The following is a 21,264-nucleotide window of genomic DNA, read 5'->3' on the forward strand; positions in this document are numbered from 1 at the left end:
GAGTCCTGTCCCAGCCCGCGGAATGAGGTCCGTATGACTACTCCTGAACATCCACTGTCCGGCCGGGCCGCCATCGCGGGAATCGGCGCCACCGACTTCTCCAAGGAGTCCGGCCGCAGCGAACTGCGTCTGGCGGCCGAGGCGGTCACCGCCGCCCTCGCGGACGCCGGGCTCACCCCCGCCGACGTCGACGGGCTGACCACCTTCACGATGGACACCAATATGCAGGTCGCGGTGGCGCGTGCCGTCGGGATCCCGCAGCTGAAGTTCTTCAGCCATATCGGGTACGGCGGCGGCGCGGCCTGCGCCACCGTGCAGCAGGCGGCGATGGCGGTGGCGACCGGAGTCGCCGATGTGGTCGTGGCCTACCGGGCCTTCAACGAGCGTTCGGTCTCCCGGTTCGGCCAGTTCTCGACCTCGCTGGCCGCGGCGCCGACCTCCTCGGGAATCGACGCCGGCTGGTCGTATCCGCACGGCCTGGGCACCCCCGCGGCGCAGGTGGCGATGGTCGCCCGGCGGTATATGCACGTGTACGGCGCGACCAGCGCCGATTTCGGCCGGGTCGCGGTCGCCGACCGCAAGCACGCCGCGGTGAATCCGAACGCCTTTTTCTACAACAAGCCGATCACCCTGGAGGATCACCAGAATTCGCGGTGGATCGCCGAACCGCTGCATCTGCTGGACTGCTGCCAGGAATCCGACGGCGGTGTCGCGATCGTCGTGACCAGTGCCGAGCGGGCACGGGATCTGCCCAACGCCCCGGCCGTCATCACCGCCGCGGCGCAGGGTAGCGGGGCCGACCAATACGTGATGACCAGCTATTACCGGGACGCGTTGACCGGGCTTCCGGAAATGGGTCTGGTCGGCGATCAGTTGTGGGCGCAGAGCGGTTTGCGACCCGATGATGTGCAGGCCACAATTCTGTACGACCACTTCACGCCGTTCGTCCTCATGCAGTTGGAGGAACTCGGTTTCTGCCCGCGTGGCGAGGCGAAGGATTTCATTGCCGACGGGGCGATCGAAATCGGTGGGAAACTACCGATCAATACCCACGGCGGTCAGCTGGGTGAGGCGTACATCCACGGAATGAACGGGATTGCCGAGGGGGTGCGCCAGTTGCGCGGAACCTCGGTGAATCAGGTCGAGAAGGTGGAGAACGTGCTGGTCACAGCCGGTACCGGGGTCCCGACATCGGGGCTGGTGCTGAGCGCGGACCGAGCCGCCTGACCCGGCTCGCCACCGGGCCCTCCGTCAACCGCTGTCGACACCGCCGCGCCGTACCCGATTTTCCGGGTTCGGCGCGGCGGATGCTCGTCGTCCGAGCTGAGCGCCGGATGCCGGCCGCCGGGAATCGATTGCTGTGTCCGTGAGGGTTGTGACTATTCACAGTCGGTAACAAGATATAACTGTCGATTGCGCAATGGGCAGTAGGTTTGCCGACAAGGGGCTGAAAAAAGTGGAAAACTCGTCATTTCATATTGTCGAAACGCTAACGGACCGGCCGTCCGGCATGTAAACATGTGGCTGTTCTTGGCAGTGAGCAGGTTCGAGGTATCGGGTTGGCCGGGTCGCGGGCGCTGATCGCGCGCATTGTGGCGGTGTTCGCGCTGTTGTTCTGCGCTGTCATCGCCCTGCGCGGTCATATCCCGGGAATGCCGGAGAACACCGAGGACACCGCCGAGGGCACCTCCTCCGCTCTCACCGTCGCGCTGATGCCGGTACTGCTCACCGTCTCGATCGTGGTGCTGCTGGCCGGGGTCATCGCCAGCCAGCACCGGCTGCCGCTGGCCCTGCCCGACCTCGACTCCGACGAACACGAACTGCACTGGCGGCTCGGCCGCTTCGGGCTGGTCGTACTTTTCCTGCTGGCCGTCGCCGGAGTACTCGCGGCGATCTCCTTCGCCATCTATTTCATCGGTTTCCAGCGCACCACCGAGCAGGTGCCGCCCGCCCCACCCGGCGATTCCCGGTATGTTCCGCGTCCGGCCACACCACCCGGTGTCGACGAGGACGAGCCGGTACTCACCGGCACCGGGTTGATCCTGGCCACGGCCGCCGCCGGAACTCTGGTCGCGGTCGCGGTAACCGGTCTGGCCGTCGTCACCGTCAACACCCAGCAGCGCCGCGAACGCGCCGAGGCCGCCGAAGACGCCGCGGCGGCCGGCGGCGAGCCGCTGCCCCCGGACACCGATTCGTTGGTCAAGGCCGCCGAGATGGGTCTGGCCGCGATGAACGCGCCCGGTCAGGACCCGCGGACCGCGATCATCGCCTGCTATGTCGCGATGGAACGCGGGTTGATCTTCGCGCGCGGCCTGGCGCCGCTGGCCTCCGACACCCCGATGGAAGTGCTCGCGCGGGCATTCGAGCACGGAGCGCTGCAGGACGCTTCGGCCCGGGAACTGGTGGCGCTGTTCGAAGAAGCCCGGTTCAGCCCGCACTCCATGATGGCCTGGCAGCGGATGCGGGCCGAACAATTGCTGCGCGTGGTGCTCTCCGACCTGCAGCAGACCGCGCCGCCGAATCCGGCTGTGACGGCCGCCATGGACGCTGGATATCCGCCCGCCGCGCCGCTGAGCAGCGATTCGCCCGACGTGACGAGGTCGATATGAGCAGACCCTGGATCGTCGCCGCCGCGATCATCGCGGTCGCCGGACTGGAAGCCGTCGCCTACCTGCGAGTCCGGGATTTGATGCTGATCGCGGCCGGGCTGCCGGTCGCCGTCGCACTGTGCTGCTTCGTCTGGGTGCTGCTGCGCCCGGAGAAGAGGGAAAAGGAACCGGCCGACGTCATGGAGAACGGGCCCGCCGAAATGCTGCGCCATTGGCATGCCCGCGCCGAAATGCTCGTCGACCGTGCCGACGGCAGCCGCGCCGATTGGGATCGGCATCTGCGCCCGCTGCTGGCCAAAGAGTTCCAACTGTCCGCCGGCCTGCGGGTCAGCAAGAACCGGCGGGCGCTGGAAAGCGCCGGAGTCCATTTGTTCGGCGCCGACCTATGGCGCTGGGTGGACCCGGCCGACTCGGCGCTGCGTGACCAGAACACGTCCGCGCCGGGCCGCGCGGCTCTCGACGAGATCCTGAGCCGCCTTCAGAGAATGTGAAACGGGTCGACGCATTGCGAGAAATGACATGACCATGCCCTTGGACGCGACCGTCCAACGCACCGAAGCCGTGCTCCGGGAGGTCTCCCGGGTCGTCGTCGGCAAACGCGAAGAGCTACAGCTCATCATGATCGCGATCCTGGCCGGCGGCCATGTGCTCATCGAGGATCTGCCCGGGCTGGGCAAAACGCTGATCGCCCGGTCGTTCGCGGCCGCCCTCGGGCTGGACTTCACCCGGGTGCAGTTCACCCCGGATCTGCTGCCGGCGGATCTGCTCGGCTCCACGATCTACGACATGTCCACCGGCCGGTTCACTTTCCGCCGGGGCCCGGTGTTCACCCATATGCTGCTCGCCGACGAGGTGAACCGCACCCCGCCGAAAACGCAGGCGGCGCTGCTCGAGGCGATGGCAGAGGGTCAGGTGAGCATCGACGGCGAGACCTTCCCGCTGCCACAACCGTTCGTCGTACTCGCCACCGACAACCCCATCGAATACGAAGGCACCTATCCGCTGCCCGAAGCGCAGCTGGACCGTTTCGCGATCCAGCTGCGACTGGGTTACCTGTCCGAACAGGACGAAACCCAGATGATCCGCCGCCGCCTCGAACGCGGTGCGGTATCGCCGCGCGTGAACCAGGTGGTCGACGCCAAAGGGCTGCTGGAAATGCGGCATTCCGTCGAATTCGTCTCGGTGCACCCGGATGTCGTCGGCTATGTGGTGGCACTGGCGAGCGCCACGCGCGCCCACGCGCAGGTGGAGGTCGGCGCGAGCCCGCGTTCGGAACTGGACCTGGTGCAGATGGCCCGCGCCCGCGCCCTGCTCAACGGCCGCGACTTCGTGGTTCCCGAAGACGTGAAGGCGCTCGCGATTCCCGCGATGTCGCACCGGATCACCCTGCGGCCGGAGATGTGGGTGCGGCGCATCCGCGGCGAGGACGTGATCAGCGAACTCCTGCGCCGCCTCCCGGTTCCCCGCGCCGCCACGCAATGAGACACCGCGACGCCAGTGCCACGGTGGAGGCCCGCCTGCGCTGGCGCCCCGCCCCGCTCACCTATCTGCTGGCCATCGCGTCGGCGGTCGCACTGCTGGGCGCGGTGATCGCGGGCAGCTGGCAGCTGGTGGTGTTCGCGGCGCCCATGCTCGGCGTGCTGGCCAGCGCACCCTGGCAGGTGTCGCGCACCCGGATCCAGGTGGACGGCGGCGGAACCCAGCGCTGTTTCGAGAACGAGCAGGTCACCGTCACCATCGCCGCATTCGTGGATCAGGGGCAGGCATTGCTGCGCTGCAAACCGGTCGCGGTCGACGGTATGACGGTCACGGTCGAGGAATCGGCGGATTCCGGTTCGGCGCCGGCCGGACTGCGGTTGACGGTGTCGGCGACGCGGTGGGGTCGCTATCCGATCTCCGTGCGGGTCAAGGCGTTGAGCCCCGCCGGAATGGCGTTGGCCACCGCGACCCTGCCCGCCGGGGAGATCTACGTCTATCCGGTCACCGATCCGCAGCGGATGCGGCTGCCGCGCACCGAACTCCCCGAACGCCTCGGCGTGCACCTCACCCGCCGGCACGGTCCGGGTGTGGAATACGCCGATATCCGCCCCTACGCCCCCGGCGACCAGTTGCGCACCGTGAACTGGCAGGTGAGCGCCCGCCGGGGCCGGCTGTACGTGACCGAACGCTTGACCAACCGATCCGCGGACGTGGTCGTGCTGGTCGATACCTCCCAGCAGGCGCCCGGTCCGGCCACCGACGCGCTGGAACTGTCGGTGCGCGGTGCGGCGCAGGTGGTGCAGTCGACGCTGCAGGCCGGAGACCGCACCGCGGTGGTCTGTTTGGGCCGGTCGCCGCGCTGGCTGCGCCCCGATATCGGCCGCCGGCAGTTCTATCGCATCGTCGACACCGTGCTCGATGTGGGCGACGAGTACATACCCACGACCGGGACCTTGGCGCCCTACGCCGCGGTCCCGCTCGGCGCGATCATCGTCGCGTTCAGCACCCTGCTGGACACCCAGTTCGCTCTCGCGTTGATCGATCTGCGCAAACGCGGGCACGTGGTGGTGGCCGTGGATGTGCTGCGCGGCAGCCCCTTCGCCGGTGATCTCGACCCCACCATGGAGAAGATGTGGCAGTTGGAGCGGATGTCGATGTACCGCGATATGAGCACGGTCGGTGTGGATATCGTGCACTGGGCCGATGACGCCCGCCTGGACCAGACGATGCGGCTGCTGCCGCAGCACCGCCGGATGAGCCGGGTGCGCCGATGATCAAATTCCTCGCGCATCTCGCTGGAACGCTGCTCGTACTCCTGGTCGCGCTGATCCAGCCGTGGGCGGCCCCGGCCGCGATCGTGCTGGTAGTGGTCGGCTGGTGGTGGCGCTGGGCGGCCGTCGGCGCGGTACTGCTGGTGATCGGCGTTCTCGCGCTCTCGGATACCGGACTCGTCGCGGCGGCCGCGGCGGGGTTGGTGGCCACCACCTATCTGCTCAATATCGCGACCGTGACGGCGCCCCGCGGGGTCGTCCCGACCACGCTGCCGTCGGTGGTGGGCGCGGTGCTGTGGACCATGGCGGCCAGTGGGGCGGCCTTGCTGCCGGTGCGGTTGGCGTGGGCGCCGGTGGTGGCGCCGGTGCTGGTGATCCTGCTGTCGTCGATCCTGACCTACAGCATCACCGCGACCCGGCGGCGTCCGACACCGGCAGGGCCGGACCTCGCACACCAAGACCAGGCCACTCGGACATCCGGGGCGTAACAACCCCCGGCCATACGTGGATCGGATTCCGGGTTGCGCAGTGTGCGCACGGCCTCGCCTACCTCGGATCGAGCCGTCGATGCAGAAGAATCCCGCGCAGAACCCACTGGAAACGTCGACGGAGATGGATCGGCGCCGGATTGCGGCCGATCGCGGAGGTTGCGGGTATGGCGGGCTGTTCGGCGGTGCGGACGCACAAGAACATGGTTCGAATGCCGGGTGGGCAGTTCGCGATGGGTGCTTCGGATTTCTTCCCGGAGGAGCGGCCGGTGCGGCCGGTGTCGGTGGAGCCGTTCTGGATCGATGCGCATCCGGTGACCAACGCCGTGTTCGGCCGGTTCGTCCGGGACACCGGTTATGTGACTGTGGCGGAGCGTGAACTCGATCCGGGTGATTTCCCCGGCGCCCGGGCCGCGGATCTGGTTCCCGGTGGGCTGGTCTTCCGGCGCAGTCGTGGTCCGGTTCCGTTGGAGGATTGGCGGCGCTGGTGGGCGTATGTGCCGGGCGCGAACTGGCGGAATCCGCACGGGCCGGGCAGCGATCTGAACGGCCGCGATCACCATCCGGTGATCCAGGTCGCCTACGAAGACGCCGCCACCTACGCGGCATGGGCGGGTAAGGCGTTGCCCAGCGAGGCACAGTGGGAATTCGGCGCCCGTGGCGGCCTGGCCGGCGCGACGTTCAGCTGGGGTGCGGAGTTCGAGCCCAAGGGGCGGCGGATGGCCAACACCTGGGTCGGGCAGTTTCCGTGGCAGTTCCTGCCCGGACGAGGCCAGACCGACCAGCCTGCCACCACCAAGGTCGGCAGCTATCCGCCCAACGGTTACGGCCTGTTCGACATGACCGGAAATGTGTGGGAGTGGACCACCGGCTACTTCCGTGCCGACCACGGCAGCGGGGGATCGTGCTGCGCGCCGAATGACGCGCAGCGTCGGGACGGTCCACCACCGGTCGAGGCCGGGGAACGGCATCCACGGCGGGTGATCAAGGGCGGTTCCTACCTGTGTGCACCGAATTACTGCCTGCGCTACCGGCCCGCCGCCCGGCAAGGGCAAGCCGAGGACACCGCGACGTGTCACCTCGGATTCCGCTGTGTCGTACCCGATTGATCAGCACTGTTCGCAGCGACTACGAGTTGGGAGATGGTCATGGCCGCGTCGTTCTCCGGGAAGATCGCCCACGACGTCCGGGATTCCGTTCCGGACTGGACGCCCTATGTGGAACCCGCCGCGCGGGCGGGGGCGCCGAATGTGCTGTACATCGTGTGGGACGACATGGGATACGGGTCCTGGGACGTGTTCGGTGGGCTGATCGAGATGCCGAATATGCGGCGTATCGCCGAGGCCGGGATCACCTTCTCCCAGTTCCACACCACGGCCCTGTGCTCACCGACCCGGTCGTGCCTGCTGACCGGGCGCAGCGCCGGGACCAACGGAATGACCGTGGTCGGTGAATTCGCCGACGGGTTCCCCAACACCTCGTGCCTCATCCCGCCGGAGAACGGCTTCATCTCCGAGGTCCTGCGCGAACAGGGGTACAACACCATGGCCGTGGGGAAATGGCATCTGTCCCCGGCGACCGAGATGTCGATGGGCGCCTCGAAACGGACCTGGCCGCTGCAGCGCGGATTCGATCGCTTCTACGGATTCCTCGGCGGCCTGACCGACCAGTGGTATCCGGATCTGTGGTACGACAACCACCAGATCGACCCGGCCACCACGCCCGCGCAGGGCTATCACCTGTCCCGTGATCTGGCCGACCGCGCGATCGATTTCCTGGCCGATTCCAGTGCGACCGCGCCGGGCAAACCGTGGATGATGTACTTCTGTCCCGGCGCCTGCCACGCCCCCCACCATGTGTTCCGGGAATGGGCCGACCGATATCGCGGCCGCTTCGACGACGGCTACGAACGGTATCGCGAAACCGTACTCGCGCGGCAGAAACAACTCGGCCTGGTCCCGGACTCGCTGCAGCTGCCCGACATCAACCCGCTGGCCCACGAGACCAGCGCGGACGGCGCTCCGTGGCCGATCTCCGATATCGTCAGGCCCTGGGACGAACTCACCGAGGACGAACGCAGACTGTTCGTCCGGCAAGCCGAGGTGTACGCCGGATTCGCCTCCTACACCGACGCCCAGATCGGACGAATACTCGACTACCTGGAACACACCGGCCAACTCGACAACACCGTGATCGTGGCGCTATCGGACAACGGCTGCTCCGCCGAAGGCGGACAAGCCGGTTCCGTCAATGAGAACCGCTGGTACAACGGGGTTCCCGAGAGCATCCAGGAGAATCTGAAAGTCCTCGACGAGCTCGGCGGCGAGACCACTCACCCACACTTCTCGAACGGGTGGGCGATGGCGTTCAACACCCCGTTCAAGATGTACAAGATCAACGCTGCTTGGGAGGGCGGCACCGCCGATCCGATGATCATGTCCTGGCCGCGCGGCCTGAAAGCGCGCGGGGAGACCCGCGACCAGTACCTGCACGCCATGGACCTCGTCCCCACCCTCTACGACCTGCTCGGCATCACCGCGCCCGACACGGTGCGGTCGGTGCCGCAAACCCGGATCGAAGGCGTCAGCATGGCCGCGATCCTGCACGACCCGACCGCGCCCTCGCCGAAACATTCCCAGTTCTATTCGATCTTCGGCACCCGCGCGATCTGGCGTGACGGCTGGCACGCCAACGCCGTCCACCCCCCGGCGCCCAGCGGCTGGTCGCATTTCGACCAGGACACCTGGTGCCTCTACCACCTCGAACGAGACCGCAACCAGTTACACGACCTCGCTCAGGAGAAACCCGAACTCCTCGCCGAGCTTCAGCAACTCTGGGAACAAGAAGCCGGGAAATACCACGGATATCCCCTCGACGACCGCACCGCCGCCGATCTCGCGGAACTGGATCAACCCAGCGTCGCCGGCAAAGCGGGTCGCATGGAACTGTTCCCCGGCGCCTCCGAAGTGCCCGAACGGTCCTTCCCGATCGTCGGCCGCTCCTTCGCCGTCACCGCCTCGCTCACCGTCACCGACCCTGGATCCCACGGCGTCATCTTCGCCAGTGGCGGCCGTTTCGGCGGCCACACGCTCTACCTCCTCGACGGCGTCCTGCACTACACCTACAACTGGCTCGGCGAACTCGAACAAAAACTCATCGCACCCACCCCCTTACCGACCGGGCTGGTCGTCGTCGGCATGGACTTCACCAAGACCGGCGTCGACGGACCCTCACCCACCGGCACCGCCGTTCTCCATATCGACGACGACACCGTCGCCGACGCCACCATCAAAGTCCAACCCGGGTACTTCTCCCTCACCGGCGAAGGCTCCAACATCGGCCGCGACCGCGGCCAAGCCGTCAGCTCCGACTACACCGGCCCCTTCCCACTCACCGGCGCCACCGTCGCCAGCGTCGTGATCACCGCGGGCGAAGACGTATCCCTGGACTACGAACGCGAATTCGCCGCCATCCACCAACGCGACTGACCCACACGGCCGACCCGAGCCCGCGATTTCGGCGGCGACTACGAAGCGCGCCTTTGCGTCGTCGACCCGACGACTCGCCCAGCTCCAGCCGGCCCGCCCAGTCCGCGCTCGGCCGGCCGGGTACCACCGCGAACCTTGACCAGGTCGCGTACTCGGCCGGGAACAGGGCGTGCCGACGATCTGAGCAGTCCGCCCGTCGACGCGGGCGGTCTGTTCTTGTCGCGATTGCTGCTGGAGGTGGTTCGACCTGGGTGAATGAGGCGGTGGCGTGGCCGAGGACCGGGCTTCGTGTCGAAGTGGACCACTCCGAATGGTCGACAAGAATGGGAGTCCGTCGGTCTCCCGCTTTCAAGATATAGCGCACCCCGGGGCTTGCGGCAAGACCCGGGTGGTGCCGCATACTCGCTAGCCGAAGCCATCACCTGCGGAAACTGGAGTTGCTAGTGCGTGAAGTCGTCGGCCACCCGGGTGTGCGAGGAAATGACGGAGAACTGCGGGAGGAGCGACCGGTGACGGACGCCGATGTCATCATTGCGGGCGCGGGACCCACCGGCCTGATGCTGGCCGCGGAACTGCGTCTGGCAGGTGTGCGACCGCTGGTCCTGGAGAAGCACGCGCAGCCCCGGGAGACCCAGAAAGCCATGGGCCTGGGCGGGCAGATCCTGCACCTGCTGCGCTACCGGGGCCTGCTGGAGCGATGCGAGGCGGCCACCACCGACCCGATCCCGCCCGCGCGTTTTCCGTTCGGCGGCATACATGTGGACCTCACACAGCTGACGGACTCACCGCTCGAGGGGCTGCCGCTTCCGCAGACGCGACTCGAGCGCATCCTCGACGAGTACGTCGGTGAGCTCGGCGCCGATGTGCGCCGTGGACACGAGGTGGTCGGGGTCGACCAGGACGAGGCGGCGGCAACCGTGCAGGTGCACGGACCGGACGGCCCGTACCGGGCGACCGCGCGGTATCTGGTGGCCTGTGACGGCGGCCGTAGCCCGGTGCGCGATATGGCGGGAATACCGTTCCCCGGCACCACGTATCCGGAGATCAACCGGCTCGCCGTGGTCACCGCGCACGAGTCGGTGACCGTGCTCGACAACGGCGAGATCGATATCCCCGGAATGGGCCGGATCGGCACCGGTTTCATCAGGTCCGAGCGCGGTGTCTTCGGGTTCGGGTCGGTCACTTCCGGAGTGCTGATGTTCTCCGTCACCGAGGACGAGTCCACCGAATTCGACGACGCGACTCCGATGACCCTGACCGAGTTCCAGGACAGTGTTCGCCGGGTACTCGGTTCTGACATTCCGTTGGGAGACCCTCTGAGGTTGACGCGCTTCACCTTCAAGGACCGGCACGTGGAGCGTTACCGGGACGGCCGGGTGCTGATCGCGGGCGACGCGGCCCACCTGCTTCCCAGCACGGGTGTGGGTCTCAACGCGGGCATGCTCGACGCGGTGAACCTCGCCTGGAAACTGGCGGGCGAAATCCAGGGTTGGGCGCCGCCCGGGCTGCTGGACAGCTATCACGCAGAACGGCATTTCGCGGGTTCTCGGGCACTGTTGCAGACCCGCGCCCAAGTCGCGTTGCGGCGTAGCCTGGACCCGGCCGCCGACGCACTCCGGCAGGTGTTCCAGGAACTGCTCGCCGACGAACAACCGGCCCGCCGCATCGGTGCCATGATCTCCGGCGCCGATATTCGCTATCCGCTGCCGGGCGCCGACCGGCATCCGCTGATCGGCGCCTTCGCCCCCGACCTCGCGCTGCGTACCGAGGAGGGGTTCACCAGCGTCGCGGAACTCATGCACGCTGCGCGGCCGGTGTTCCTGAATCTGGCCGACCGGCCGGAACTGCGTGCGGTCGTTCGGGAGTGGGAGGGTCGCATCGACATCGTCTCCGCGGAAACCGAGCACCCCACGGCCGATGCCGTGCTGATCCGCCCGGACGCCCATATCGCTTGGGCCGTGACCGCCGACGAACCCGTCGAGACCGCCTTGGTCACGCTACGCGATGCCCTTTCCAGTTGGTTCGGCGCACCTTCGAAAGCAACAGTGCTCGCCGCCGATCGAATCGGGTGACCGGCCGCCGAGTAATCACTCGCGAGGCATGAGCGCTGATCGTCCGGGGCGCACGGGCTGCTGACCCGAACTTGCCGATGGCAGCCTCGCAACTCGCCGACGGGACCGGAGACAATTCTGTTCCCGCCGGTGGCAGGCGATGCGACGAGCACAGCTCGGGCAGTCGAACCATTCGCCGGCGGGCGCGGCCTCAGTGACTCCCCAGATCGATCGTGAGTATCTTGACGACGGGGTGGGGATCGCCGTGATCCCCTTCCCTTGTGGAGTTGCAGTACTGGTAGTCGATCCGTCCTGCTCCGCTGATCTCGTAGTGGATGGTGCGCGAGTACCCCTCCCACTTCGGGCCGTGATTCTTACCGCGGAGCACAGTTGAGTTTCCGACGGCGGGCGGAGTTCCCGGCGTCGACGCGACGTGTACCCAGAACTGCTGGGCCGAGGTGATCCCGACACGATCGGCCAGACCGTTCCAGGCATCGAGATATTGTCTGTGCACCAGAACTCGATAGGCCGGCTTCGTGGGCGGTCGGCCACCGGGTGCGCGGGCCGCGACGAACGGCCGGTATGCACCGGGCAGCGGGTCGTGATCAGCCATCAGTTCTCTGCTGGGGGGCATCTACCTCGGTGTAATCGGACTCGTCGGCCGGGGCGATGTGCACGGCCCGTCGCATGGGATCGCGCATCACCGAAGCAGTGGTCGCCCACGCATGCAGCACTTCTCGCAGAGGGTGGGGATCCTCGGACGTCACAGTGAGGACCACGGCATTTCGAATCTCGGCCAGCGCCTCCGCCCGGTCGTCGGGGTCGAATTCCGACAGCCATGCCAGCCCGCCCAGTTCCACCGGTGTTGGTGCATCGGTGCGGGCGAGTACGGCTTCGGCCGAGAAGAGCTGAGTGATGGTGGCGGCCGCTTCGCGCAAGGCGGCGATCCGCTGAGCCTCGAACATGATGAGCACCGAGCCATCGGTATCGCGTAATGAGGCCGATGAGCGCTTCGCTTCGTCGAGGAACTCGCGGCGTCGGGCTCCCGCTAGGTCGCTCACCTGAAACATGGTCATGCCATAATACTAGCGAAATTATGGCATATCTGTCACGGCTGCTTGCCGGGCGGATCGGTGCGATGCACCTGCGAATCGACACGATCGAGCAGGCGATTGTCAGGTCAGGTCTCACCCAACACCCCGTCGGCTCAGTCGGCCGAGACCACCTCGTCATCGACACAGCGGGTCGAACCTCCGAATAGTCGTTTCGCCAACTGCTTCACCGATTGACGGCCGGAGCCCCGGCTACCCGGAATCCGATCCTTGACCCTCGAATGACGCTGCGCCCCGACCTGTTTCTATACCCGGTCGATTGTCGCGAACCAGGCCGGGGCGCCGTGGTCGTGGAATCTTGTTTCGATCCGGTCCGGTTCGACGGCGGCGATATTCCAACCGGTGGACGGGCTGAATTCCGCGTTCAATTCCTCCAGGCTGACGGGGTGCGGTCCGATGTCGGGGGCGTCGTCGCTGAAGCACAGGAGGTAGAGGGTCGTCCCGGGGTGGGTGACCGAGGCCAGACTCGTCAGGTAGCCGGGGCGTTCGTCGCGGTCGAAGGTGTGGAAGAGGCCGCAGTCCAGCACTGTGTCGAAGGTGCGGCCCAGGTCTGCCAGCGCGAGAGCGTCGGCGGCGATGAATTCGGCCTCGACACCCCGGTCGGCGGCCTTTTCGCGGGCCATGGCCAGCGCCGTCTCCGCCACATCGAAACCCAGCACCGGTAATCCCAGCGCGGCGATGTGCAAGGCGTTCTCTCCGGTTCCGCAGCCCGCGTCGAGCACGCTCCCGGTGAAACCGCCTTCGGCGGCCACTCGTAGGACCGCCGGTTGTGGGCGGCCGATATCCCAGGGTGCCGGGCCGTCGGAATACGAGGCGTCCCAAGGCTGTCCGCTGAGACGCTCATGGGCGGTCGGTCGCCGGCCGTCGAATGGATCGCTCATAGGTCCCGTGGGCTGCTCGGGCAACGCCTCCACCTCCGTGTCTCGAACCTGATCTACCTCATCGTTGCACGTAGATCGACCGGAATCGATGCCGGAAGACCGGACGAACGAGTCGTGTCCGGTAGGCGGCGTTTCGTCGCAGACCCGGACGATCGCACTGGAAGGCTGCGTGGCGCACTGTCGAGAAGCAAACCGGCTTGCGCCTCCCCCAGGGGGAGACCGCAGGCTGTCGGTATGGACGACGAGACGCTTTTTCCCATCGGGGTACTGGCCGCGCGCACGGGTCTCACCGTCAAGGCGATCCGGTTCTACGCCGACAAGGGAATCGTCCCGGCGACCTGTCACAGCCCGGCCGGTCATCGGCTTTACGACACGCACGCGCTGGCACGCCTGGAATTGGTTCGCACCTTGCGTGACCTGGACATCGATCTGGCGACCGTGCGCCGCATCCTTTCCCGCGAGACGTCACTGAGCGAAGTGGCGGCGGCGCACGCGGATGCCCTCGACGTCCGGATTCGCACGCTGCGGCTACGGCGTGCGGTGTTGCGGGCGGTCGCCCAGCGAGAGTCGAACCCTCAGGAGATGGATCTGATGCACAAACTGGTGAACCTTTCGGAAGCCGAACGGCACCGCCTCGTCCACGATTTCGTCGACGACACGTTCGGAACCGCCGACGCCGCCCCCGCCGTCGTGGAGTTGCTGCGGTCGAGCATGCCGGACCTTCCGGCCGACCCGACCACCGGTCAGGTCGCGGCGTGGATGGAACTGGTGGAGCTGGTACAGGACGAGGATTTCCGGGCCGCGGTGCGCCGGATGGCCGAATACCAGGCGAAGGAGCGTGCCGCCGGAGACGACACCGGGCTGCACCACGAGCTGACCGAAGCCGTGCGCGAGGCGGTGGGCCGGGCACTCGCGACCGGAATCGAGCCGGACTCGGATTCGGCGGTGCCGGTCGTCGACCTGCTCACCGCTCGATATGCCGAGACTTTCGGCAGAGCGGATGACAGCGAGTTGCGATCCTGGATCCTCGAGCGGTTGGTAGTGGCCGACGACTCGCGGGTGACGCGGTACTGGCAGCTGGTGTCGACGATCAACGGTTGGGCCCCGCTGCCGGACCTGGGGCCGGTCTTCGCCTGGTTCGGCCGGGCATTGCGCGCATCGCTGCGACACCGCTGAACTACTGTCCGGGGCGGCGGCATCAGGCGAACGAGTTGGTGGGCCTGGGTATTCAAAAGATACGGTCGATGCCGCCCTGCTGGAGGTGGCGAAATGTCTCGAGCGGGCGCGCGCGATCAATGCGCTGGGCAAAATAGCTGAGCAGGACGGTCCGCTGCGCCTCCGCGCACCCGGGCGATCAGCGGATTAGCATCCAGGCCGTCGGTCGACGCTGTCGCGCTTCGGGTGACAGCGGAGCGGCCGTTCAGCCTCCGGAAAGCAGGTCGATGAAAACTGTGTTCGCGCTGCTCGCCCGATTCGGTGTGGTTCTCGCATTCCTCGGTTGCGGTTCGGTCGTCGCGCCGACCGCAATCGCGCACGCCGACCTCGCGGCGGCGAATCCCGTCCTGGTCATCGGCGGTTTCGACGCGGACCGCGGCATTCTGGAGAGCCTTCGATCGGAGCTGTCCGGGCGGGGCTACACCGCGTACTCGATGGTGTTGCCCGGGGTGCCCGCCGGATCGTCGGGAACCGTCTCCATCGCCGAGTCCGCGGCCGTGATCGCCGACCGAGTCGCCGAGATCCGGCGGAGCACCGGCGGCGGGCGGGTCGATCTGGTCGGCCACTCCATGGGCGGGCTGGCACAGCGGTACTACGTGAAATCGCTGGGCGGACGCGAGTCGGTGGGGACCTATCTCGACTTCGGCACCCCGAACTACGGCGAACCCCTGGGGAATCTCTGCGCGCCCGTGTTCCCCGGATGCGGCGATATCGCACCGGGGTCGGCGTTTCTGCGGGAGCTGAACACGCCGCCGGCCCTGCCGCCCGGGCTCCCCGCCTACCACCTGTACTCGGAGAACGAGGGTCCCGAACGCGAACCGCTGCCGGGGGCCGTCAACGCGAGTGTCCAGCAGTTCTGCCCCGGACGCCACGTGGTGCATCGAGATGAACCGCAGGACAAGGCATTTCAGGATCTGATCGATTCCGCACTGCGCGGTGGTCCTCTCGCGACCGACTGTCCGCGGCAGTTCTTCCTCAGCTCCCGGCCGTCTCCGCTCGCGCTGGACTCAATGAACTCGAGAATCGGCTGAAGCGGCAGCCGGTCACTGCCGAACCCGGCAGCAGTCGGGGCGCGTGAACCCAGAGTCACGCAGACCTGTGGCGTGCCGGATCGGCCCATCGCGACACCCGCGATTTCATCGGGAAGCAGGCGGCCGACGATCTCTGGCGAAATCGTCGGCCGCCGCGTGGATCGGTCGGGTCACTCGGCGTAGGTGAGTTCCACGTCTCCCAGCACCGGCGCGTCCGCGCGGTCGACGGCCGTGGCACTGATGGTCAACCGGCCCGGTTCCCGCCAGATCCGCGACCGCAGCGTCTCCCCGGGAAACAGCACTCCCGCGAACCGGGCCTTGAAACCGGTAACCCGGTCGGCGGCCGAATCCAGCACTGTGTCGGTGGCGGTTTTGCAGATGATCCCGTATGTGCACAGGCCGTGCAGGATCGGCGCCGGGAAGCCCGCGCCCTTCGCGAATTCCGGGTCCGAGTGCAGCGGGTTGCGGTCGCCGCAGAGCCGGTACAGCAGGGCCTGTTGCGGCAGGGTCGCGGTGGTGACGTCGAAATCCGGTTCCCGGTCTGGCTGTCCGGCCTTGCTGCTCGGGCCGCGTTCCCCGCCGAATCCGCCTTCGCCGCGGGCGAAGATCGAGGACCGTTCGGTCCACAGGGCCTCGCCGTCGGAACCGGTGACCGTGAACTCCTGCACGATCACCGCGTTCGAACCCTTGTCCCAGAGTTCGCTGATCCGGCCGGTCCGGGTCGCTTTACCGGCGGACGGAATGGGGCGGTGCACCTGGATCTCCTGAGATCCGTGCACCACCTTGGCGAGATCGATATCGACGCCCGGGAACTTCACCTTCGGCGGGTCCGTTTCGCGGAGGGTGTGCGCGACGGTGGCGAAGGTGGGCAGCACCTGTGGTTCCCGGTCGTCGAGGTAGCGCAGTTCGGCGGGGTCGGTCCAGCGGTGGCCCGCGCCGATACCCAGGTGGTACAGCTGGACATCGGTGGCGGTCCAGGAGAATTCCTTGCTCGGGAGCTCTGCTCCCAGCGCGATTTTCGGATCGATGGACATGCGGATCTCCTCGAACTGCTCAGGCCGCGTTCTTCGTACGGTCGATGATGTCGTGGACCGCGAGGTAGCCGAAGGCGATCGCGGGTCCGATGGTGGCGCCGGGGCCCGCGTAAGTGTGGCCCATCACCGGGGTGGAGACGTTGCCGGAGGCGTAGAGGCCCTCGATCGGAGTGCCGTCCTCACGTAACACCCTGGCGGCCGTGTCGGCGACCAGGCCGCCCTTGGTGCCGAGGTCGCCGGGCACCATCTTGGCCGCGTAGAACGGGCCCTGGACCAGCGACGCGAGGCAGGGGTTGGGTTTGACGGTCGGGTCGCCGTAGTACCGGTCGTACTGGCTGTCGCCGCGGCCGTAGTCCTCGTCCTCACCGGATTCGGCGAAGGCGTTGAAACGCTCCACGGTGGCGGCGAGCTTCTCGGCGGGCACCCCGATCTTCTCGGCCAGCTCGTTCAGGGTGGCGGCCTTGACGATGAGGTCGTTCTCCATCCAGCGCGACGGGAATTTCAGGCCCGGCTGGAGGCTGGCGAACATGTACCGGTTGCGGTAGCGCTGATCGAAGACCAGCCAGGTGGGGATGTTCTCGCCGGGACCCTCACCCTGCCCGTACTCGCCGCCGTACATGGTGTGGACCGCCTCCACGTAGGGCGCCGATTCGTTCCCGAACCGCTCGCCCCGCGGGTTGATCATGATCGAGCCGGGCAGGTTGCGCTCGGACAGCGCGAACCAGGGTTTACCGCCTTTGAAGATGGTCGGACCCCACCACGCGTCCTCCATGAAACCGATCGCCGCACCCGCGTCCATCCCGGCGACGATGCCATCACCGGTATTGGTGGCGGCGCCGGTCGTCCACTCAGTGGTGATCGGCTCGCGCTGGTACTTCGCCCGCATCTCGGCATTGTGTTCGAAGCCGCCGCTGCCGAGCACCACGCCGCGACGGGCGGTGAAGGTGACAGTCTCACCGTTGTGGGTGGCCTCCACGCCGGTGACCTTGCCGTTCTCGACGATCAGCTTGGTCATGGGGGTATCGAGCAGCAGTGGCACGTTCGCATCCATGAGGCCCTTGCGCATGCCCGCGATCACGGCCTGGCCCATCACCATCAGATGTTTGTTGGTGAACTTGGCCCAGTAGGTGCGCACCCCGACCCGCAGGGCCCGTAGCGCCCCCTTCGGATGCCGTCGGATCAGGTTCAACCGGACGAAGTCGGCCTGGGTGACCGCCACGTTCAGCGGGGCCTTCGAATAGGGCGGGTGGATATTGAAGCGCTCCTCGCCGAGGATCTTGGCGTTGAACGGCTTCGGTTCACAGGACCGGCCGCCCGCCCGGCCGCCGGGGGCCTCGGGGTAGTAGTCGGAGTAGCCCTTGACCCAGGTCATCCTCAGCGGTGAATGGTCGAGGACGAAGTCCATGGCTTCCGCGCCGCGGTCGATATAGGTATCGATCCGTTCGGCGGGGACCACGTCGCCGATGATGCTGTGCAGGTACCTGCGGGCTTCCTCGCGGTCGTCGGGACCGCCCGAATCGCGCAGGGCCTTGTTGCCGGGGATCCACACCCCGCCGCCCGAGCGCGCGGTCGATCCACCGTAGTACGGCGCCTTTTCCAGGATCACCACACTCAGCCCGTTGTGCGCGGCGGTGAGGGCGGCGGTCATCCCGGCGGCGCCGCTGCCGACCACCACCACATCGTATTCCCGATCGTTCATGTAGAACACGTTATAGAATAGGGGCGCCGTAGGTCTATGTTGTGTGGCAGAAGACTTGATCCACGGCGTAAACAGCAGGGAAACTCGTTTCAGTTTCTGGTGGAGTGGGGTACATGAGGCACGAATGGGACCTGACCGCCGATGTGGTGGTCGTCGGATACGGCGCGGCGGGCGCGGCAACGGCTCTGCAGGCCACCGAGGACGGGGCCCAGGTGGTCGTCCTGGATCGTTTCACCGGCGGGGGCGCGACCGCGCTCTCCGGCGGCATCATCTACGCAGGCGGCGGCACCTGGGTACAGCGCGCCGGCGGGGTCGAGGACACCCCGGAACTGATGCTGGCCTATCTCGAGCGCGAGGTCGGCGATGCCGTCTCACCCGCGACTCTGCGTCGTTTCGTCGACGACAGTCCCGCCCTGATCGACTGGCTGACCGGGCACGGGGTGCCCTTCGAGGCGTCCCTGTGCCCCTACAAGACCTCCTATCCGAACAACGACTACTACCTCTACTACTCCGGCAGTGAGATCTCGGGCGCCTTCGCCGATATCACCCCCAAACAGCGCGGTCACCGGGTCAAAGGGTGGGGAACCTCGGGAAAGAAACTGTTCGCGCCGCTGGCCGAGTCGGCGGCGCGGCGCGGGGTCCGGGTCGAATCGCTGACCACGGCCACCGCGCTGATCACCGACGATGTCGGCACCGTCGTCGGCGTCGAATGCCGCACTCTGCGCGACGCGCCCGCTCGCGTCAAGGCCCGCTACACCCGGATGGCCGCCGTTGCCGCCAAACCCGGCATCTATTACCCGCCGCTGCGGCGCGCCCTGGAGGAACGACTCGCGCGTCTGGACCACAAGTACGGCGCCACGATCCGGGTGCTGGCCCGCCGGGGAGTGGTGCTGACCGCGGGCGGTTTCATCGCCAACCGGGAGATGCTGCACTCCTACGCACCCGCCTACAAGCACGGCCTGGCACTGGGAAGTTCCGGTGACGACGGCAGTGGGATCGAACTGGGTCGCAGCGTCGGCGGCGCGACCGACCGGATGGAGAACGTCTCGGCCTGGCGGTTCCTGCTGCCGCCCAGTTCGTTCACCGGCGCCGTCCTGGTCGACGGGAAGGGGCAGCGGGTGATCGATGAGACCCGCTACGGCGCCGCGGTGGGCGAGGCCCTGATCAACAGGCACGACGGTATCGGCTGGCTGTTGGCCGACAACGCCCTCATGCGCACCGCCCTCTCCCAGATCGGGCCGCAGGCCGCGTGGTTCCAGCGGATGCAGTTCGAGGTCATGCGCCGCAAGGCGAAGCGGGGTAAGACCTTGGACGCGGTGGCCGCCGCCGCGGGTATCGACGCGGCCGGGTTGCGGGAGACGGTGGCCGCGCACAATTCCGCCTTCGCCACCGGCGCCCCCGACCCGGTCGGCAAACCGGCCGAATTCGTCCGTCCGGTCGGCGCGGGACCGTACTGGCTGCTGGACGTATCGATCAAACCGAGCCTGCCCAACCCGTGCCCCATGTTCACCGTCGGCGGTCTGGTGGTCGACGAGGAGACCGGCGCCGTCCGCACCGCCGGCGGCGCGGAGATTCCGGGTCTGTACGCGGCCGGCCGGACGGCTGCCGGGATCTGCGTGAACTCCTACGTCAGCGGCTTGTCCCTGGCAGACTGTATTTTCTCCGGCCGTCGTGCGGGCCGTAGCGCGGCGGACGAGATCTCCGTCTGCACCGGCCCGGCCGGAGAGCGGATATCGCGGGGGGCACCTGCGGAAGGGGTCTAGCTTTGCTGGCCGACGCGGTACGAACCGAGCTCGCCGACGAATTGCGGCGGGCCGAACAGGACCGCGTCGCCATCGGCCCGCTGGTCGCCCGCTATCCGGAAATCGACGTCGTCGACTCCTACGAGATCCAATTGATCGATATCCGCCGCCGGCTGGACGCCGGTGCGCGGGTGGTGGGCCACAAGGTCGGGCTGTCGTCGAAGGCGAGGAGGTAGCACGTGTCCGGGAAAGCGACTGCCGAAAAGGTCACGGCCGCCATTGTCGGGTCGGGCAATATCAGTACCGACCTGCTGTACAAACTGCGACGTTCGCGGATGATCGAACCGCGCTGGATGATCGGCATCGATCCGGCCAGCGAGGGATTGAAACGTGCGGCCGGCCTCGGTCTGGAAACCTCCGCGGAAGGCGTCGACTGGCTGCTCGCCCAACCCGAGAAACCCGATATCGTCTTCGAGGCCACTTCGGCTCGGGTACATCGCGACGCCGCCGCGAAATACGCCGCGTCCGGAATCCGCGCCGTTGATCTGACACCCGCCGCTGTCGGCCCGGCCGTGGTGCCGCCGGTGAATCTCGACGCCAATCTCGAGGCGCCCAACGTCAATATGATCACCTGCGGCGGACAGGCGACGATTCCGATCGTCGCCGCCGTGTCCCGGGTGGTCGATGTGCCCTATGCCGAGATAGTGGCCTCGGTGGCGTCGGTCTCGGCCGGCCCCGGCACCCGCGCCAATATCGACGAATTCACCGAGACCACCGGTCGCGGCGTGGAAACCATCGGCGGTGCGGCGCGCGGTAAGGCGATCATCATCCTGAATCCCGCCGACCCGCCGATGATCATGCGCGACACCATTTTCTGCGCGATCCCCGACAATGCCGACACCGATTCGATCAGCGCGTCCATTCATCGGATGGTCGCCGATATCCAGCAGTACGTGCCCGGTTACCGCCTGCTCAACGAACCTCAGTTCGATCCGCCTTCGATCGTTTCCGGCGGGATGGCGAAATGCTCGGTATTCGTCGAAGTGGAGGGCGCCGGGGATTTCCTGCCGCCGTATTCGGGGAATCTCGACATCATGACCGCCGCGGCCACCAGGGTCGGCGAGGTCGTCGCCGGCCAGATCATCTCGGCCCGGGTCTGAGAAG

Annotated in this window: 18 protein-coding genes and 1 pseudogene; 14 read left to right on the top strand and 5 right to left on the bottom strand. The window is 67.2% G+C overall.

Annotation, left to right across the window (positions count from 1 at the left end):
- Nucleotides 1–33 precede the first annotated feature (33 nt).
- The 9 genes from OG804_RS24510 to OG804_RS24550 all read left to right on the top strand — a co-directional run bounded on the left by OG804_RS24510 (nucleotide 34) and on the right by OG804_RS24550 (nucleotide 11,407).
- Nucleotides 34–1,227 (top strand): lipid-transfer protein, encoded by a 1,194-nt coding sequence (locus OG804_RS24510; RefSeq protein ID WP_328390278.1) that lies wholly within the window; start codon nucleotides 34–36, stop codon nucleotides 1,225–1,227.
- Between the two features lie 293 nt (nucleotides 1,228–1,520).
- On the top strand, nucleotides 1,521–2,609 hold the full coding sequence (locus OG804_RS24515) for a DUF4129 domain-containing protein (protein WP_328390280.1): 1,089 nt from the start codon (nucleotides 1,521–1,523) through the stop codon (nucleotides 2,607–2,609).
- Nucleotides 2,606–3,100, top strand: a complete 495-nt coding sequence (locus OG804_RS24520; protein ID WP_328390283.1) for a hypothetical protein — start codon at nucleotides 2,606–2,608, stop codon at nucleotides 3,098–3,100. The genes OG804_RS24515 and OG804_RS24520 overlap by 4 nt, the downstream gene beginning before the upstream one ends.
- 28 nt (nucleotides 3,101–3,128) lie before the next feature.
- Nucleotides 3,129–4,091 carry an AAA family ATPase gene (locus tag OG804_RS24525; RefSeq protein WP_328390285.1) on the top strand — a complete coding sequence of 321 codons (963 nt, stop codon included), beginning with the start codon at nucleotides 3,129–3,131 and terminating at the stop codon, nucleotides 4,089–4,091.
- Nucleotides 4,088–5,362: a DUF58 domain-containing protein gene (locus tag OG804_RS24530; protein ID WP_328390287.1), complete on the top strand. Its 1,275-nt coding sequence runs from the start codon at nucleotides 4,088–4,090 to the stop codon at nucleotides 5,360–5,362. The genes OG804_RS24525 and OG804_RS24530 overlap by 4 nt, the downstream gene beginning before the upstream one ends.
- Nucleotides 5,359–5,847 (top strand): hypothetical protein, encoded by a 489-nt coding sequence (locus tag OG804_RS24535; RefSeq protein WP_328390289.1) that lies wholly within the window; start codon nucleotides 5,359–5,361, stop codon nucleotides 5,845–5,847. Before OG804_RS24530 ends, OG804_RS24535 begins: the two co-directional genes overlap by 4 nt.
- 203 nt (nucleotides 5,848–6,050) lie before the next feature.
- Nucleotides 6,051–6,956, top strand: coding sequence for a formylglycine-generating enzyme family protein (locus OG804_RS24540; protein WP_328390291.1), 906 nt, complete (start codon nucleotides 6,051–6,053; stop codon nucleotides 6,954–6,956).
- A gap of 39 nt (nucleotides 6,957–6,995) precedes the next feature.
- Nucleotides 6,996–9,335, top strand: a complete 2,340-nt coding sequence (locus OG804_RS24545; RefSeq protein ID WP_328390293.1) for an arylsulfatase — start codon at nucleotides 6,996–6,998, stop codon at nucleotides 9,333–9,335.
- 509 nt (nucleotides 9,336–9,844) lie between these two features.
- Nucleotides 9,845–11,407, top strand: a complete 1,563-nt coding sequence (locus OG804_RS24550) for an FAD-dependent monooxygenase (RefSeq protein ID WP_328390295.1) — start codon at nucleotides 9,845–9,847, stop codon at nucleotides 11,405–11,407.
- A 190-nt stretch (nucleotides 11,408–11,597) separates the two neighbouring features.
- On the opposite strand, the gene OG804_RS24555 is transcribed toward OG804_RS24550, so the two are convergent.
- The 3 genes from OG804_RS24555 to OG804_RS24565 all read right to left on the bottom strand — a co-directional run bounded on the left by OG804_RS24555 (nucleotide 11,598) and on the right by OG804_RS24565 (nucleotide 13,379).
- Nucleotides 11,598–11,999, bottom strand: a complete 402-nt coding sequence (locus OG804_RS24555) for a hypothetical protein (RefSeq protein ID WP_328390297.1) — start codon at nucleotides 11,997–11,999, stop codon at nucleotides 11,598–11,600.
- Complete coding sequence (locus OG804_RS24560; RefSeq protein ID WP_328390299.1) at nucleotides 11,992–12,462, bottom strand: hypothetical protein; 471 nt, start codon at nucleotides 12,460–12,462, stop codon at nucleotides 11,992–11,994. Before OG804_RS24560 ends, OG804_RS24555 begins: the two co-directional genes overlap by 8 nt.
- Before the next feature lie 281 nt (nucleotides 12,463–12,743).
- On the bottom strand, nucleotides 12,744–13,379 hold the full coding sequence (locus OG804_RS24565; protein ID WP_328390301.1) for a class I SAM-dependent methyltransferase: 636 nt from the start codon (nucleotides 13,377–13,379) through the stop codon (nucleotides 12,744–12,746).
- Nucleotides 13,380–13,613: 234 nt separating this feature from the next.
- On the opposite strand from OG804_RS24565, the gene OG804_RS24570 reads away from it, so the two are divergent.
- The gene (locus OG804_RS24570) at nucleotides 13,614–14,555 is read left to right on the top strand and encodes a MerR family transcriptional regulator (RefSeq protein ID WP_328390303.1); all 942 of its coding nucleotides are present in this window, start codon (nucleotides 13,614–13,616) and stop codon (nucleotides 14,553–14,555) included.
- 266 nt (nucleotides 14,556–14,821) lie between these two features.
- Nucleotides 14,822–15,625, top strand: coding sequence for an esterase/lipase family protein (locus OG804_RS24575; RefSeq protein WP_328390305.1), 804 nt, complete (start codon nucleotides 14,822–14,824; stop codon nucleotides 15,623–15,625).
- A gap of 170 nt (nucleotides 15,626–15,795) precedes the next feature.
- Here the strand turns inward: OG804_RS24575 and OG804_RS24580 are convergent, their stop codons facing one another.
- Both OG804_RS24580 and kstD read right to left on the bottom strand, forming a co-directional pair.
- Entirely contained in the window at nucleotides 15,796–16,659 is an 864-nt protein-coding gene (locus OG804_RS24580) for a MaoC/PaaZ C-terminal domain-containing protein (RefSeq protein ID WP_328390307.1), read from the bottom strand.
- 19 nt (nucleotides 16,660–16,678) lie between these two features.
- On the bottom strand, nucleotides 16,679–18,367 hold the full coding sequence (gene kstD, locus OG804_RS24585) for a 3-oxosteroid 1-dehydrogenase (protein WP_328390309.1): 1,689 nt from the start codon (nucleotides 18,365–18,367) through the stop codon (nucleotides 16,679–16,681).
- Nucleotides 18,368–18,471: 104 nt separating this feature from the next.
- Here kstD and OG804_RS24590 point away from each other — a divergent pair, with 104 nt between their 5' ends.
- From OG804_RS24590 to OG804_RS24600, 3 genes and pseudogenes are all read left to right on the top strand, one after another.
- Entirely contained in the window at nucleotides 18,472–20,121 is a 1,650-nt protein-coding gene (locus tag OG804_RS24590; RefSeq protein WP_328390311.1) for an FAD-binding protein, read from the top strand.
- 2 nt (nucleotides 20,122–20,123) lie between these two features.
- Nucleotides 20,124–20,321 (top strand): annotated as a pseudogene (locus OG804_RS24595) (2-keto-4-pentenoate hydratase); the annotation flags it as partial.
- Nucleotides 20,322–20,339: 18 nt separating this feature from the next.
- Entirely contained in the window at nucleotides 20,340–21,260 is a 921-nt protein-coding gene (locus tag OG804_RS24600; RefSeq protein WP_328390313.1) for an acetaldehyde dehydrogenase (acetylating), read from the top strand.
- The last annotated feature ends 4 nt before the right edge of the window (nucleotides 21,261–21,264 follow it).

Source organism: Nocardia sp. NBC_00416, assembly GCF_036032445.1.
GTDB lineage: Bacteria > Actinomycetota > Actinomycetes > Mycobacteriales > Mycobacteriaceae > Nocardia.